12 protein-coding genes are annotated in these 15,341 nt (G+C 60.4%); all 12 read right to left on the reverse strand.

The window, feature by feature from the left end; translation table 11 throughout:
- Positions 1-3: 3 nt before the first annotated feature.
- Complete coding sequence (locus AB5750_RS01595; protein ID WP_055286068.1) at positions 4-1,428, reverse strand: UDP-N-acetylmuramoyl-tripeptide--D-alanyl-D-alanine ligase; 1,425 nt, start codon at positions 1,426-1,428, stop codon at positions 4-6.
- Positions 1,429-1,555: 127 nt separating this feature from the next.
- On the reverse strand, positions 1,556-3,178 hold the full coding sequence (locus AB5750_RS01600) for a peptidoglycan D,D-transpeptidase FtsI family protein (RefSeq protein WP_368145168.1): 1,623 nt from the start codon (positions 3,176-3,178) through the stop codon (positions 1,556-1,558).
- A 260-nt stretch (positions 3,179-3,438) separates the two neighbouring features.
- Positions 3,439-3,909: a hypothetical protein gene (locus AB5750_RS01605; protein WP_161159715.1), complete on the reverse strand. Its 471-nt coding sequence runs from the start codon at positions 3,907-3,909 to the stop codon at positions 3,439-3,441.
- Between the two features lie 90 nt (positions 3,910-3,999).
- Entirely contained in the window at positions 4,000-4,965 is a 966-nt protein-coding gene (gene rsmH / locus AB5750_RS01610) for a 16S rRNA (cytosine(1402)-N(4))-methyltransferase RsmH (protein ID WP_161159714.1), read from the reverse strand.
- Between the two features lie 20 nt (positions 4,966-4,985).
- Positions 4,986-5,420, reverse strand: coding sequence for a division/cell wall cluster transcriptional repressor MraZ (locus tag AB5750_RS01615; protein WP_006234269.1), 435 nt, complete (start codon positions 5,418-5,420; stop codon positions 4,986-4,988).
- Positions 5,421-5,882: 462 nt separating this feature from the next.
- A complete protein-coding gene (gene xerD / locus AB5750_RS01620; protein WP_338400816.1) occupies positions 5,883-6,824 on the reverse strand; it encodes a site-specific tyrosine recombinase XerD in 942 nt (313 codons plus the stop codon).
- Positions 6,825-6,826: 2 nt separating this feature from the next.
- On the reverse strand, positions 6,827-8,488 hold the full coding sequence (gene pyrG / locus AB5750_RS01625) for a CTP synthase (RefSeq protein ID WP_368145167.1): 1,662 nt from the start codon (positions 8,486-8,488) through the stop codon (positions 6,827-6,829).
- Between the two features lie 178 nt (positions 8,489-8,666).
- Entirely contained in the window at positions 8,667-9,005 is a 339-nt protein-coding gene (locus tag AB5750_RS01630; protein ID WP_161159711.1) for a helix-turn-helix domain-containing protein, read from the reverse strand.
- Between the two features lie 256 nt (positions 9,006-9,261).
- Complete coding sequence (locus AB5750_RS01635) at positions 9,262-10,743, reverse strand: DUF1846 domain-containing protein (protein ID WP_368145166.1); 1,482 nt, start codon at positions 10,741-10,743, stop codon at positions 9,262-9,264.
- A gap of 485 nt (positions 10,744-11,228) precedes the next feature.
- Positions 11,229-12,716: a YfcC family protein gene (locus tag AB5750_RS01640; protein WP_423197673.1), complete on the reverse strand. Its 1,488-nt coding sequence runs from the start codon at positions 12,714-12,716 to the stop codon at positions 11,229-11,231.
- A gap of 138 nt (positions 12,717-12,854) precedes the next feature.
- A complete protein-coding gene (gene argF, locus AB5750_RS01645) occupies positions 12,855-13,850 on the reverse strand; it encodes an ornithine carbamoyltransferase (protein WP_006234279.1) in 996 nt (331 codons plus the stop codon).
- A gap of 105 nt (positions 13,851-13,955) precedes the next feature.
- On the reverse strand, positions 13,956-15,197 hold the full coding sequence (arcA, locus tag AB5750_RS01650; RefSeq protein WP_006234281.1) for an arginine deiminase: 1,242 nt from the start codon (positions 15,195-15,197) through the stop codon (positions 13,956-13,958).
- Positions 15,198-15,341 lie beyond the last annotated feature (144 nt).

The following is a 15,341-nucleotide window of genomic DNA, read 5'->3' on the forward strand; positions in this document are numbered from 1 at the left end:
GGGCTAGCACACACCTTCCACAAAGCGGTCGAGCTCAACAAAGCGGGAACCCTTGACCAGTACAACATCATGTTTTTCAAGCGCGCCGCCCATGCGGTCGAGCACCTGCTGATAATCGGAGAACACCTGGATGCGGTCCTCGTCCATGCCCATCATGCGCGCGGCATCGGCCATAAGCTGGGCCAGCTCACCACCCACGCACGCCAGCATGTCGAGCTTCTTGGCGGCGGCATAGGCGCCCACGAGCTCATGCATGCGAGGAGCCTCATCGCCCATCTCGCCCATCTCGCCCAGGATCGCCATGCGAGACCCCGTGCACGAAAGCGAGCACAGTAGATCGAGGCCAGCAGCCATGGATTCGGCACTGGCGTTATAGGAATCGTCGATGACGCGGGCACCGCTCTTGGCGCGCTTGATCTCCTGGCGGTGACCGGTGATCGTGAGGCCCCTAAAAGCAGCATCGATCTGCTCGGGCGTCACGCCCAGGCGATAGGAAACCGCGGCGGCCTTAACGGCATTAGGAACGGACTGCACGCCGGGGATGGCAAGCATGGTATCGATCGTCTCACCCTGGCCAAAATCGAGCGTAAAGACCGGACGTCCCTCGTCATCAACACGAATGTCGCGGGCACGGACCTCATCGTCGTCCGAGACGCCGGCCAGCATAACGTCGATACCAGCAGGCTGGGCGAACGTATCGCGAATGAACGGCGTAAAGTCGTCCTCACCGCCCAAAACCAGCAGCGGCAAGAAGTCGCCGGCGGCGCACATACCCTGGACAATCTCGGCCTTAGCGCGGGCGATGTTCTCGCGGCTGCCCAAAATGCCGATGTGAGAGGTACCAATCTTGCTCACGATGGCAAGGTTGGGATTGGCGGACTTGGACAGGCGCTCAATCTCGTGGAAATGGTTCATGCCCATCTCGAGCACCAGGACCTCGGTATCGGCCGGAGCGGAAAGCACCGTGAGCGGCATGCCGATCAGGTTATTGAAATTGCCCTTGGTGGCCCAGACACGATAGCGCTTGGCGAGCACGGCGGCGAGCACGTCCTTGGTCGTCGTCTTGCCGATGGAACCGGTAATGCCAACGACCAGGCAGCCAAGCTCCAGGCGATACGTGTGCGCCAAACGCAGCAGAAACTCCTCGGGATCATCGGTCAGCAGGATGGCGCACCCCTTGTCCTGCGCCAGCGAGACCAGCTCGGCCTCGGGCTCACGCGTCATCACGACGGCGCCGGCACCCGACTGGACGGCACGGGAAGCAAAATCATTGCCGTCGACGTTTTCACCGGGAAAGGCGACGAAAATCGTCCCTTCCTCGACCTGGCGCGAGTCGATAACGCACCCGCGGCATACCCGATCGGCTTCTCCCGTCACGGTTCGGGCCCCTGTTGCGGCCGCGAGGTTGTTGACGGCGATCTCTATCATTGCAGCTCCCCTGTAAACCTAATAATGCTATCGGCGTATTGTATCCCAGCGCCGCGCATGCGTGGTGCAGGGCATGTGAACACCCCTCATATGGGACAACAAACCACGCCCCAAAGATTGTAACCCCCTACTTCGTGTGCGGGATACCCAGCACGTCGAGCGCGTTGGCCATAATGGACTGGAACGGCACCGCAGCGGCATCCGAGCCGCTCGGCGTTCCGTCGAGCGTGATATAGCACAGCACCTTGGGCGATTGTGCCGGTGCAAAGCCCATAAAGGACGACATGTAGTTCTCCTTGAGGTAGCCGCCGTTCTCGTCGGCACGTTCGGCCGTACCGGTCTTACCCGCCACGTCATAGCCGTCAACCGCGCCGCCAACGCCCGTTCCCTCGGACACGACCGTCTGCATGCACGATGTCACCCGGGATGCGGCATCCTCAGAAATCGCGCGCTCGCCTTCGCCCCAGTCCTTCTCGTCGCCTTTGCTGGACTTATAGAAGTGCGGGGTCATCATCACGCCGCCGTTGGCGATGCCGCCCACGGCACGTGCGATCTCAATTGGCGAGACGGACAGTGCCTGTCCAAAGCTCATCGAGCCCAGCGTGGCGCCGTCATACTGGTCACGCTTCTTGACGATACCCAGGCTCTCTCCCGGAAAATCGACACCCGAGCTGTGACCGATGCCCCACTTGTCCACATAGGCGGCAAAGTCGTCGGCACCGATCTTGCGCCCCACTAGGACAAAGCCCACGTTGGACGAACGGCGCATCATCTCGCGCACATCCATGGTCATGTCATAGTCGCGCTTGTCGGCATCGGTGACGGTATCGTCGCCCACCTTGATGCTCGCCGGCACCTCAAACGACGTACTCGATCGCACGACGCCCAAGTCGAAGCCGGCGCCCGCCACGAGCGTCTTAAAGACCGAGCCGGGCTCGTAGGCGTCGGTGACCAGGCGCAGATTCATATCCTCGGTCTTGGCATTCTCCAGATCGGTCTGGTCGTAGGTCGGGTACGAGCAGGCTGCCAAAATCTCGCCTGTCGTAGGATCGGTGACCAGCGCCGAGCCGTTCTTGGCCTTAGTCTTCTCAACTGCCTCTGCCAGGGCATCCTCGGCCGCACGCTGGATATTGACGTCGAGCGTCGTCACGATATCAACGCCGTCGACCGCAGCCACCTTTTTATAGGCACCGCCCGCGATATAGCTGCCGTCCCTCGCGCGCTCGCGTACGAGAGAACCGTTCGTGCCGGTCAGAAGCTTGTTGTATTGCTTTTCGAGACCCGTCAAGCCGTCGTTGTCTACATTCACTACACCCAGCACCTGCGATGCCAGATTGCCGTATGGATATACGCGCTTCATGGCCTGCTCAAAAAGCACGCCGGGCAGGTTCTTCTTCTCCAGCGCCGCAACATCGTCTTCGTCCACCTGGCGCTTGATATACACCCAGGTTCCATCGGACTCAACGAGCTTGCGGCAGGTCTTTTTATCGATTCCAGTTGCCTTGACCAGCGCCGACACCGTCTTGTCAACATCCTCGACAAGCTGCGGGTTCACGGCGATGTTGCGACATTCGACCGACGACGCCAGCACGTTACCATTGCGGTCGTAGACGGTGCCGCGTTTGGCATAGAGGGTCTGCGCAAGCAGGCGACGCGCATCGGCACGCTCGCGCAGTTTATCGGCTTCGACAACCTGATAGTCAGCAAGGCGAAAGACGCCCAAGCCCAAGCCAAGCCCAATGAATCCCATGACGGCTTTGCGGCGAGGCAGAGGCGTGCCTGTGAGCCATTCGGTCGACGAACTCTTGCGCGACCTGGTGTTATGCACTTGAGGGCCGCCCGAGCCGCGAAGTCGCGACGCCGGGTCGTTGCCACGGGACCGCCCGGCGTTGTAAGATTGCCGACCCGTTCCTTGATAACCAGAACGTCCCCGCGACGAGGGACGTCCAGAACCGCGGCCCCCATCGGAACCGCGGCGATAGTCATTTGTCATACTCAGCTACCGTCTTGCTACTGAGCGGTCGCGGTCGCGTTGGCGCCCGCGGCTGCATCCTGCGAAAAGTCAAGTGTAACGCTCTCGCTGGGCTCCACCATGCCATAAGCGCCCGCAAGGTCGCGAATGCGCGTGTCGGCGCCATAGACCGAATGCATGACCTCCAGGTCGGAGCTCTCATCGGTCGCTTTTTCGAGCGTGTTGGTAAGCTCGGCGTTGCTGTTGAGCACCTGGGCCGTAACGCCGGCGAGCGCCACGCGGGCGACGCCAATCGTCATGAAGATAACCGCAATGATGCAAAACGTTTTAAGAACGCTCATGAAAACCGGGCTTACCGCCTGGTTTGCCTGACGGCCCGCGCCCGTGTAGACATCAAAGCGCGGCGTGCGCTGCTCACGGGGAGCAACGGGGGCCTGCGGCGTCTCACGATAGGCGGGCATGGCGTTCATATCATAGGCGAGTGCTGCGCTTGAAGTGTTGTAGCCCATGATATGCCGCCTCCCATCCCGAGTACGTTGGTAGTGTGTTTAAGCTTCGTTTATGGTGCGAGCGGGAGGTCCAATATCGCGCGGTCGCGCCTACAGACGCTGCGCCACGCGAATTTTGGCTGATCTCGCCCGAGGGTTGCGCTCAACCTCATCAGGCTGGGCAACCAAGGGTTTGCGGGTGATGACCTTGAGTATCGGCACGTTGCCGCACACGCACACCGGAATCTCCGGCGGACACGTGCACCCCTGGCTCATCTCCTTAAAGTGGTTCTTTACGATACGGTCCTCGAGCGAGTGATACGAGATGACGCAGATACGTCCGCCCGGGTTGAGCCACCTGGTGGCGGCATCAAGCCCTCGTTCGAGCACATCGAGCTCGTGATTGACCTCGATGCGAATGGCCTGGAAACTTTTCTTGGCCGGGTGTCCGCCATGCCGACGAGCGGCAGCCGGGATACCCGCCTTGATGATCTCGACAAATTGGCCGGTGGTTTCGATCGGTTCTTGCTCGCGGCGGCGCGCGATCTCGCGCGCGATCTGCGAGGCGAACTTCTCTTCGCCGTAGACGCGTAGAATCCGGGCGAGGTCGTGTTCGTTATAGGTGTTGATGACCTCAGCTGCGTTTAAGGTGTTATTACCCGGATCCATCCGCATGTCCAATGGGGCGTCCTCGTTATACGAAAAGCCCCTGCCAGGGATATCGAGTTGCGGCGACGAAACGCCCAAATCGAACAGGAAGCCATCGACCCCGGGCACCTCGGCCGAGCAAAGTAGCTCGTCCAAGTCGCCGAAGTTGCCCTTCAGCAGCTGGTGCGGAACGCCGGGAACCTCGCGGTCCAGACGGGCGCCAGCGGCCTCGAGGGCCATGTCGTCCTGATCGACGCCGAGCAAAAGGCCCGTCTCCCCCACCTGCGCGGCCATCTTTACCGAATGGCCGGCACCGCCAAGGGTGCAATCGCAGACAACGGAGCCGCTCTTTAGCCGCAGCGACTCAAGCACTTCGCCGAGCATGACAGGTTCATGCCGATATTCTTGTGTCAAGATCCCACGCTCCATCCGTTACCCGTGCCTTGCCCTTACGAGAAGAAGAGGTCCAGCAGGGCCTCATCGTCATCGTCCTCATCGGCCGCGGCGCGATCCCAAACCTCAAGGTGGTCGTAGTTGCCCACAACCGTGACCTCGCGGTCGAGGTTCGCCTGCTTGCGGAGAGACTCGGAAAGACCGATACGACCGGCGCTGTCCACGTCCATCGACGTGGTGCGCTTGTTGATCGCCCTCATGAGCTTCTGGTCGTTAATGTCACGCGGGTTAAAACCCTCGTGGCCCTCACGACCCGCGAAGAGTCCTTCGACCCACTTATCGAAGGCCTCGGCAGAGAACACGTACAGAGCATCGACATCCAGGGCTTTGAACACGCGAACGTGCTCTCCAAGCTCCTCGCGAAGGGGTGCAGGCAGGGACAGACGACCTTTTGCATCGAGATTGCGCTCGTATGCACCAGTCATTCCCATGTGCGCCCTCCCCTCGGTTACTCAGATGGCACGTACGCGGGGAACCACCCCGCCTGTCGACGTCATTAATAATATGGGGAACCACCCCATTTTTCAACACCTTTCCCCACCCCTTCCCCCGCCCCACCCCACCACTCCACCCCCTATATGTTGCAAAACACCCCCGAGCATATGTTCGAAAACACAATATGTTGTGTTTAGAGCAAAGGCGGGATGCCACCTGTAGCACCCCGCCTTTCAACCTCAACCTTCAAGTTGACCTTGAGGCGATTTTTACGTCCCTTTATATGCCGTTCACATCGCCCCCAAACTCCCCCACCCAAGGCACGTGCGGCCCACCACCGCGATGCCAAGTGGCGAAAAATGGGACGGGCCCCAGATTGCCCATGCGCGCGCAAAAGCACGCCGTGGCAATCTGGGGCCCGTCCCCAAATACCTATAAATTTGCAGTTCAGCGATGAGTTAACGATGCGCCAGCGGGTGCGCCGCCAGATAGATCTCGGTCAGTTGCGTACGATCGACATGCGTGTAGACCTGCGTGGTCGATATATCGGCATGTCCCAAGATCTCCTGTAGCACACGGAGGTCTGCGCCGCCCGCAAGCGTATGGGTGGCAAAGGAGTGACGCAGCGTATGGGGATGGAGTCCCACCAGCCCCACCTGGCGCCCATAGCGCTCACAGATGGCATGAATGCCCTGGCGTGACAGACGGCGGCCGTTCTTATTTAAAAAGACCGCCGAGGTCTCGGTTCCGCGGGCATGGGCCGCCAAGCGGGAACGCCCCTCAGTTACATAGAGCGTCAGAGCTCGCGCCGCGCTTCCCACCAGCGGGGACAGGCGTTCCTTTGAGCCCTTACCGCGAACGAGTACAAAGCCATCGTCAATATGGATATCGCTCACATCGAGCCCCACCAACTCGCTCACACGTAAACCGCATCCGTAGAGCACTTCCAAGATGGCATGGTCGCGCAAGCCCATCTCGCCCTCGGGAAAGTCTTGATCGAGCAGCGCCGAGACATCCTCCACCGATAGATACTCCGGCAAACGCTCAGCCTTTTTAGGCAGGCGCAACGCCGCCGTTGGATTTTGGGCCACAGCCCCATCGCGCACCAAGAAGGCATGCAGGCCCTTCACGGCCGCAAGCGCACGCTCCACCGAGGCATCGGAATAGCCTCCATCGCGACGGTCGGCAACAAAGCCCTCCACGACCTGACGGGTCACCTCTTCAAAAGACACAATACCCGCCCGCTCCAGATAGGCGCAGTACGTCGTCAGGTCACGACGATAGGCCGCAATCGTGTTGCGCGCCAAACCCCGCTCGACCGCGAGGTAATCGAGATACTCCCCCGCCGCCACGGCGAGCGACGAGGGAGTAGCTTCGGTATGTTCCTTATTCGCCGGCACCCTTAGTCCGTAGCAAGGTTCATGGGCGTCACCTGCAGACGGTCGACACCCTCGTGCTGGCCGATCGAAGCGCGCACGAACTCGCGGAACAGCGGCTGCGGGTTGGTCGGGCGGCTCTTGAACTCGGGATGAGCCTGGGTTGCCACATACCACGGATGCACGTCGCGCGGCAGCTCGACCATCTCGACCAGGCGCTCGTCGGGCGACAGGCCCGAGATAACCAAGCCGGCGTCCTCGAGCTGGTCACGGAAGGCGTTGTTGAACTCAAAGCGATGACGGTGACGCTCGTAGACGAGTTCCTCGCCATATGCCTCGCGAGCGAGGGTATCGGCGGCGAGCTTGCACGGATAGGCGCCCAGGCGCATGGTGCCGCCCTTCTCGGTCACGTCCTCCTGCGAGCTCATCAGATCGATGACGCTATACGGGCCATCCGGATCGAACTCGGAGGAGCTGGCGCCGGCAAGGCCGACGACGTTGCGGGCGAACTCGCACACGGCCACCTGCATACCCAGGCAAATGCCCAGATACGGAATCTTGTGCTCACGGGCAAACTCGGCCGCGAGGATCTTGCCCTCCAGGGCGCGCTTGCCAAAGCCGCCGGGGACCAGGATGCCCGAGGCGTCGCCCAGAACCTCGGAGACATTCTGCTCGTCGAGGCTCTCGCCGTCGACCAGCTGGACGTCCACATGGCGATCGTAGAAGACGCCCGCATGGTGCAGGGCCTCGATAACCGACAGGTACGCATCGGGCAGCTGCGTGTACTTGCCCACGACGGCGATCTTCACCTTGTCGGCGTGATTGTTGGCGTGGTTCTGTTTGCGCAGGAACTCGTTCCACTCGCTCATGTCGCGCTCACGCGGGTCCAGACCCAGGCGCTCGCAAATGCGCAGGTCAAAATCCTGCTCGGCAAGCAGCTGCGGAACATCGTAAATGCTCGCGCAGTCCTCGTTGGTAAAGACACAATCGGTGTCGACGTCGCAGAAGCTTGCGATCTTTCCGCGGATAGCGTCATCGATATGGTGGTCGGAGCGCAGCACGATGATATCGGGCTGGATGCCAAAGCTGCGGAGCTCCTTGACGGAATGCTGCGTGGGCTTGGTCTTGACCTCGTGGGCGGCGGCGATATAGGGAACGAGCGACACGTGGATGTAGCAGACGTTCTCGGGGCCGGCCTCCTTGCGGTACTGACGGATGGCCTCGACAAACGGTTGGGACTCGATGTCGCCGATCGTGCCGCCCAGCTCGGTGATGACTACATCGGAGCCGGTCTGCTCCTCGATGCGGCGGAACTTGTCCTTAATGGCATTGGTGACGTGAGGAATCACCTGCACGGTACCGCCCAAAAAGTCGCCGCGACGCTCGCGGGCGATCAAGCTCTTATAGATGGCGCCGGTCGTAAAGTTGGAATCGCGGGTCAGGTTCTCATCAATAAAGCGCTCGTAATGACCCAGGTCCAGGTCGGACTCGTAACCATCCTCGGTAACGAAGACCTCACCATGCTGGAAGGGGCTCATGGTACCGGGGTCGACGTTCAGATACGGATCGGCCTTCTGCATCGTTACTTTGTAGCCACGCGACTTGAGCAGACGGCCCAGCGAGGCCGCGGTGATACCCTTGCCCAAAGACGAAACCACGCCACCGGTTACGAACACATGCTTGGTCATATTGAGTTACCTGCGCTTCCCGTAGAAGTTGTTTATCCACATCTTACGGGTCTTCATTGTAATACTCGCGCCGCGGACCGTTCGCAATTTTTCTCGCGTGCGATTGCATTTCTCAATCTTGAAACAAAACGCCGCCCGGTTTCCCAGGCGGCGTCGCTATGGCAAGGGTTACATGCTGCTATCGATCAGCAACCTCGTCCTCAAGCATTTCTTGAACGAGCATGCCGGTACGGACGCCCTCAAGATACCACTCGCCACGTTCGGTGAGGCAAATGCCATTTGCAAGCTGACCGCCGTCGTCGCTATAACGCGAGACGACATCAATCATGCCTTCGGAATCCAAGCGATCGATTGCGGCGCGGGCACGATACGGCGAAACCCCCACGCGCTCGGCAAGCGTTTTGCGCGAGAAACCATACGGCCCGCCATTGTCTTCGGTTTGCCGGTCGATCTCCATCAACACCAGCACCTCGACACGCTTCATATCGTTGACACTCGCACGACCCTTGCCCGCCATAGCAGCCTCCTCAAACCGAGCACGAGCATCTAACGCGCCGTGCGCGACCGACACACCTCACGATGGCAGGTAATATCCATCATGCGGCATCCCGCTAAGGATGAAACAGTTACGATTATTGTATACCGCTCAAATTGTTTCTAGGCAGGTAAACAGCTATTTTTCGCCGAAATAGGCGCTTTATTGATCAAAAAGCCGTACCGGGCGCTAACCCGATACGGCCAAAATGCAATGCAATTACCGCGGTGCTTCAAACTTAGCGATGGAAGAAACCGCGGCGCTCAAACTTGGGCTCGCAGCACACGTTGATACCCAGTTTGCGCAGTACCGTCTCGTCCGTCGGCGAGATAATCACGCTAAAGAAGGCATCGCAACCGCGCAGCTGCTCCAGGCCCGAAAGGACGCGAGCGGCCGTCTCACTCGTGGCCGAGGTGATCGACAGCGCCATAAGCGTCTCGTCGGTGTGGAGGCGCGGGTTTTTGCTGCCCAGGAAATGCGTCTTGAGCTTGCTGATGGGCTCGATCGCCTCATCGCTAATGACCTCGAGCTCAAGGTCGACGCCCGAGACATGCTTGAGGGCGTTCATAATGAGCGAACTTGCGGCGCCCAGGCGCGTGGAGGTCTTACCGGTCACCACGGAGCCATCGGGCATGACCATGGCACCCACGGGACCACCCGTCAGCTGCTCCCTGGTGAGGGCCGCCGAGCGCGCCGGTGAGTAGTTCTTATCGATGCCGGCTTTCTTCATAATAATCTTGAGACGGTCGACTTGCTCATCGCCCACGCCGGTACGGCGCACATTTTCGACCGCGGTAAAGTAGCGGCGGACGATCTCCATCTTGGAAGCGTCGCGGCAGGCATCGTCATCGGTGATGGCAAAGCCGACCATATTGACGCCCATGTCCGTAGGGCTCTGGTAGGGGCTCTTGCCCAGGATCTTTTCCATCAGAGCACGGACCACCGGGAAGGCCTCGACGTCGCGGTTGTAGTTGACCGTGGTCTTGTTGTAGGCCTCCAAGTGGAAGGAGTCGATGATATTGGCATCGTCGAGATCGGCCGTTGCTGCCTCATAGGCGATGTTGACCGGATGCGTGAGGGGCAGATTCCAGACCGGGAATGTCTCAAACTTGGCGTAGCCGGCGGCGGTGCCGTGCTTGTGCTCGTGATAGAGCTGCGAGAGGCAAGTGGCGAGCTTGCCTGAGCCGGGGCCGGGAGCGGTGACCACGACGAGCGGACGCGTGGTCTCGACAAACTCGTTCTTGCCGTAGCCATCGTCGGACACGATCAGATCGACATCGTGCGGATACCCCTCGATGGGATAGTGCAGCTTGGCGGGAATACCGAGCGCGTTCAGGCGGTTGCGGAACACATCAGCAGCAGGCTGGCCAGCGTACTGGGTGATGACCACAGCCGCGATGGCAAAGCCGTTGCCGCGGAACAGGTCAACCAGGCGCAGCACATCCTCGTCATAGGTAATGCCCAGGTCACCACGAGCCTTGTTTTTCTCGATGTGGTTCGCGTTGATCGCGATGATAACCTCGACATCGTCGGCGATGCTCTTGAGCATGCGGAACTTGCTGTCCGGTTCAAAACCCGGTAGCACGCGGCTCGCATGATAGTCATCGAATAGCTTACCGCCAAACTCCAAATAGAGCTTACCGCCAAACTGCGAGATGCGCTCCTTAATGTGAGCAGCCTGCAGCTCGATATACTTCGCGTTGTCGAAACCCTGGCGCATGTATGGCTCCCGTCCCGTTTCCATTTAATGTCTTAGGCGATTATAACGGAGCCCGCCCTCCCCGATACCCAGACCATCAACAGGCACCAACCAAACATCCGTCAAACCTCTTGTCGGACATATTTGGTGCAAACTAACCTGACCCCATTGCACCGCCCCATAACACCAACAATGGCAGCGCCGCAGGTGGAGCAAAAGTCAGCGAAAGCCCGCCAGAGCGAGCAAGGTGACGTGAAAGAGGAGGGCATAGGCCTTTTGGCCATGCCCGACGATTGAACGTCAGATTGCCGCTCTGGCGGGCTTGCAGCGTCGAGTGGTTCCGGCGTTTGGTAAAACGCCGGAACACAAGAGCGCCCCCTCCCGCGCACGGAACGGAAGGGGGCTAAAGGTAGGAGTCTACCGGTGGGTTTACCCCACCGGACAGACGATGACCAGGTGATCCTCTACAGGATCGTCAAGGTTTCCGTGGGGCACCCGTTGGGTACTTAGAGCAGCACGCAGGCGACGGTCAGGATGACGGCGCAGACGACGGAGAGAGCGACGATGAGCTTAAGGGCAAACTTGAGCCAGGTCGTCCACTCGATCTTGGCCAGGGCGAGACCGCCCATGATGGCGCCGGAGGTCGGGGTGAACAGGTTCACGACACCGATGGCGGCGGAGAAGATCATGACCATGACCTCGGGCGAGAAGCCGAGCTTAACAGCCAGCGGTCCCATGATGGGCATGGAGACGGTGGCCATACCGGAGGTCGAGGGGATCAGGAAGGACAGGCCGAAGTAGACCAGGAAGCTCATGGGAGCGAAGATCACGCCGGACAGGCCAGCCAGGGCATTTGCGGCAGCGTCGAGAACGAAGACGTCGAGGCCGGTGTTAGCCATGAGGACGGAGATACCACGAGCGAGGGCGATGACGAGAACAACGGACATCATGTCGGCAGCGCCGGTGATGAAGGTGTTAACGATCTGCTTCTCGGACAGGCCACCGATGATACCGATCAGGACGGCCATGAGGAAGAACCAGGTGGAAGCCTCGTCGAAGTACCACTGGCCAATGGGCAGGCCGGTGATCAGGGCAGACCAGCCCTGGACGACGGCGTTACCGTCGGCGTCGTAGACAGCGCCAGCGTCGAAGAAGTTGGCGACGCCCTCGTTGAGGTCGGCCAGCGGGATGAAGCCGACGATCATGACGACGAAGGTGAAGGCGAAGGCGATCAGAACACCCTTCTGACGACCGGTGAGCTTGACCTCCTTGTGGACCTCGGAAGCAGCCTTGCCGTGAGCTTCTTCGGCGTCCTTGAGCTCCTGCATCGACAGGATGGTAGAACCCTTGTCAGCCTTGACCTTCTTGGCATAGTTCATCACGAAGACGATGGACATAGCGGTAGTGACAATCCACAGGACGGCACCGAGGCCGATGATGATGGACTGGTTGACCTCAATGCCAACGCCGGTCAGAGCGTCGACGGCAGCGCCGACGGCGAACGGGTTAACCGTGGAGCCCAGGCAGCCGCAGCCAGCGCCGAGCAGGACGGTAGCGGCGCCGACCATGGGGTCGAAGCCAGCGGCCATCATGGTAGCGGCGAGCAGGGCGTAGAAGGGAACGGTCTCCTCGCACATACCATAGGTGGTACCACCGAGGGAGAAGATGAGCATCAGCACGGGAACGAGCATGATCTCGTTGCCCTTAAGCTTCTGCACCAGGACGGCAATGCCGTTGTCCAGAGCGCCGGTCTCGGTCATCATGCCAAGGAAGCCGCCCAGAATCATAACGAAGAGGCAGACGGGCAGAGCGTCAGCGAAGCCCTTAATCGGGGCGGTGCAGAAATCGCTCAGGCGGGCTGCGGTAACCGCGCCGCCGGACGTGCCGGAGACGATAACGGTAATTACTGCAACAATTGCCAGCAGAGCAAGAAGAATGGTGAACGATGAAGGCATACCGCGCTTTTTCTTAGCGGTCTCAGTCATGGTTCTCATCCCCCCTTCATAAATCATTTAACTGTCTCGCGCGAAGCGGATCTTCCGTGCCGTGCCCACCGCCCGACGCGAGATAATTACCAGACAAAACCGCTCGGGGTGAGCAGCAATACACCCCGAGCGAGATGCTAGATGCTCTTACTTGAGCGTGGCGTACATGACAGCCTTGATGGTGTGCATGCGGTTCTCGGCCTCATCGAAGACCTTGGAAGCGGGGCTCTCGAAGACCTCGTCGGTGACCTCCTGCTCGGTGATGCCGAACTGCTCGCACTTCTCGGCGCCAATGGTGGTGTTGGTGTCGTGGAAGCTGGGCAGGCAGTGCAGGAAGATGGCGCCCGGGTTGGCCATAGCCATGACCTCGGAGGTAACACGATACGGGGTGAGCTGAGCGATGCGCTCGGCCCAGACCTCGTCGGGCTCGCCCATGGAGACCCACACGTCGGTGTAGATAACGTCGGCACCGGTGACGCCGTCCTTGACGTCGGTGGTCAGCTTGATGGTGCAGCCGTTGGCCTCGGCGATGGGCTTGCAGGCCTCGATGACGTCGTCGGCGGGCATGCACTCCTCGGGGCCGCAGGCCACGAAGTTCATGCCGAGCTTGGAGCAGACAACCATGAGGGAGCGAGCGACGTTGTTCTTGCAGTCGCCCATGAAGACGAGGGTCTTGCCCTTGATGTCGTAGTTGAAGTTCTCCTGGACGGTCAGGATATCGGCGAGCATCTGGGTGGGATGCCACTCGGTGGTCAGGCCGTTCCACACGGGCACGCCGGACTTAGCAGCGAGCTCCTCGACGTCGTCCTGGGCAAAGCCACGGAACTCGATACCGTCATACATGCGGCCGAGAACGCGGGCGGTGTCCTCGATGGACTCCTTCTTGCCCATCTGCGACGAACCCGGATCGAGGTAGGTGACGCCCATGCCCAGATCCATGCCGCCGACCTCGAAGGCGCAGCGGGTACGAGTGGAGGTCTTCTGGAAGAGCAGAACGATATTCTTGCCCTCGAGATAGCGGTGCGGAACGCCAGCGCGCTTCATATCCTTGAAGTTCTTGGAGAGCTTGAGCAGGTACTCGATCTCCTCGGTGGTGAGGTCGAGAAGCTTGAGGAAGCTACGGCCGGAGAGGTTAACACCCATGGTTTGATTCCTTTCGAAGAAATGAATTACGTAAGTATTAGTGTTGCCCGTTTAACGGGCGAAGCCGGTGCGGTTGTAGGGGGACCGCACCGGAAACGGAAAGACTTAGAGGTCCTCGCGCCAGAAGGGCATGCTCATGCAGCGCGGGCCGCCGCGGCCGCGGGAGAGCTCGGCGGAGGGCACGACGAGAAGGTCCAGGCCCTCCTTGTACAGCACGTCGTTGGTGACGGTGTTGCGGGCGTAGACGCAGATCTTGCCGGGCTCGACGCACAGGGTGTTGGAGCCGTCGTTCCACTGCTCGCGGGAGGCCGCGATCGGGTCGCCGCCGCCGCAGGGGATCAGCTTGACCTGGTCGACGCCGGTGGCGTCCTCCAGGACGTGCTCGAGGGTGTCCTCGATCAGGCGGATGTTCACGTCGCCCGGGTTCTTGCCGGCGGTCAGCTCGTAGACGCGCAGGGTGCCCATGATGGCGGGGTGGATCGTGAACTTATCGACGTCGATCTGGGTGAAGACCGTGTCGAGGTGCATGAAGGCGCGCGAGACCGGGATGTCGAAGGCCAGGATGCGCTCGACCTTGGAGTCGGAGTTCCAGAAGATGTTCTGGGCCATGACGTCGATCGCGGCGGCCTGGGTGCGCTGGGAGATGCCGACGGCGAGGGTCTTCTCGTTGATGTTCAGCACGTCGCCGCCCTCGGTGTGGAACTGGCAGTCGCGGCGGAAGTACAGCGAGACGTCCTTGTAGTCGGGGTGGTACTTGAAGACGTACTTGCCGTACAGGGTCTCGCGGTTGCGGGTGACCGAGTACATGCGGTTGAGGTTGACGCCCTCGCCGACGACCGCGAACGGGTCGCGGGTGAAGTAGAGGTTGGGCATCGGGTCGATGATCAGGTCGGACTCGGACTCGGAGTTGACCAGGGAGTCGAGGGTCGTGGACGCCGTGAGGGGCATGTCGATCTCGGACTTGGTCATGCCGGCCATGGTCTTCTTGACGAACTCGAGGTTGTCCTCGATGGAGTCCAGCTTCTCGCGGACGATCTGCGGCATGTGCTGGCCGCGGATGCCGGCCTCGGCGATGTACTGGTCGGTGAACTCGGCGCGGGCGCCGGGGACCTGGTCGAACACCTCGGCGACGAGGTTCTCGAGATAGAGGACCTCCACGCCCTGGTCCCTCAGGATCTGGGCGAAGGTGTCGTGCTCCTGCTGCGCGACCTCCAGGAACGGGACGTCGTCGAACAGGAGTCGCTCGAGCTCGTCGGGCGGCAGGTTGAGGAGCTCGTCGCCGGGACGGTGCAGGCAGACCTTCCTGAGCTTGCCGATCTCGGAAGGCACGTGCAGACCTTTCGTCATGGCCTCCTACCTTTCTTTCGGGCCCTTGTCAGGGCCGATTCGTTAGCGCCCCTCCGTGTGAGGCGTTATTGCTGACGACATATTTATATCCAAAATCAGCTCATACTTCCACCTTGCCCCCGAACGGTTTTTTATAGGGGGTGA

It is taken from the genome of Collinsella aerofaciens, assembly GCF_040926185.1.
Lineage (GTDB): Bacteria > Actinomycetota > Coriobacteriia > Coriobacteriales > Coriobacteriaceae > Collinsella > Collinsella aerofaciens_BC.

Bases quoted from the DNA above. Each gene is read 5' to 3' on its own strand.
- AB5750_RS01635 (WP_368145166.1), bottom strand. From the start codon at position 10,743: ATGCGCCAGGGTTTCGACAACGCGAAGTATATCGAGCTGCAGGCTGCT.
- AB5750_RS01605 (WP_161159715.1), bottom strand. From the start codon at position 3,909: ATGGGCTACAACACTTCAAGCGCAGCACTCGCCTATGATATGAACGCC.
- AB5750_RS01630 (WP_161159711.1), bottom strand. From the start codon at position 9,005: ATGGCGGGCAAGGGTCGTGCGAGTGTCAACGATATGAAGCGTGTCGAG.
- rsmH (WP_161159714.1), bottom strand. From the start codon at position 4,965: ATGGAGCGTGGGATCTTGACACAAGAATATCGGCATGAACCTGTCATG.
- AB5750_RS01615 (WP_006234269.1), bottom strand. From the start codon at position 5,420: ATGGGAATGACTGGTGCATACGAGCGCAATCTCGATGCAAAAGGTCGT.
- AB5750_RS01640 (WP_423197673.1), bottom strand. From the start codon at position 12,716: ATGAGAACCATGACTGAGACCGCTAAGAAAAAGCGCGGTATGCCTTCA.
- AB5750_RS01600 (WP_368145168.1), bottom strand. From the start codon at position 3,178: ATGGGATTCATTGGGCTTGGCTTGGGCTTGGGCGTCTTTCGCCTTGCT.
- argF (WP_006234279.1), bottom strand. From the start codon at position 13,850: ATGGGTGTTAACCTCTCCGGCCGTAGCTTCCTCAAGCTTCTCGACCTC.
- arcA (WP_006234281.1), bottom strand. From the start codon at position 15,197: ATGACGAAAGGTCTGCACGTGCCTTCCGAGATCGGCAAGCTCAGGAAG.
- AB5750_RS01595 (WP_055286068.1), bottom strand. From the start codon at position 1,428: ATGATAGAGATCGCCGTCAACAACCTCGCGGCCGCAACAGGGGCCCGA.
- pyrG (WP_368145167.1), bottom strand. From the start codon at position 8,488: ATGACCAAGCATGTGTTCGTAACCGGTGGCGTGGTTTCGTCTTTGGGC.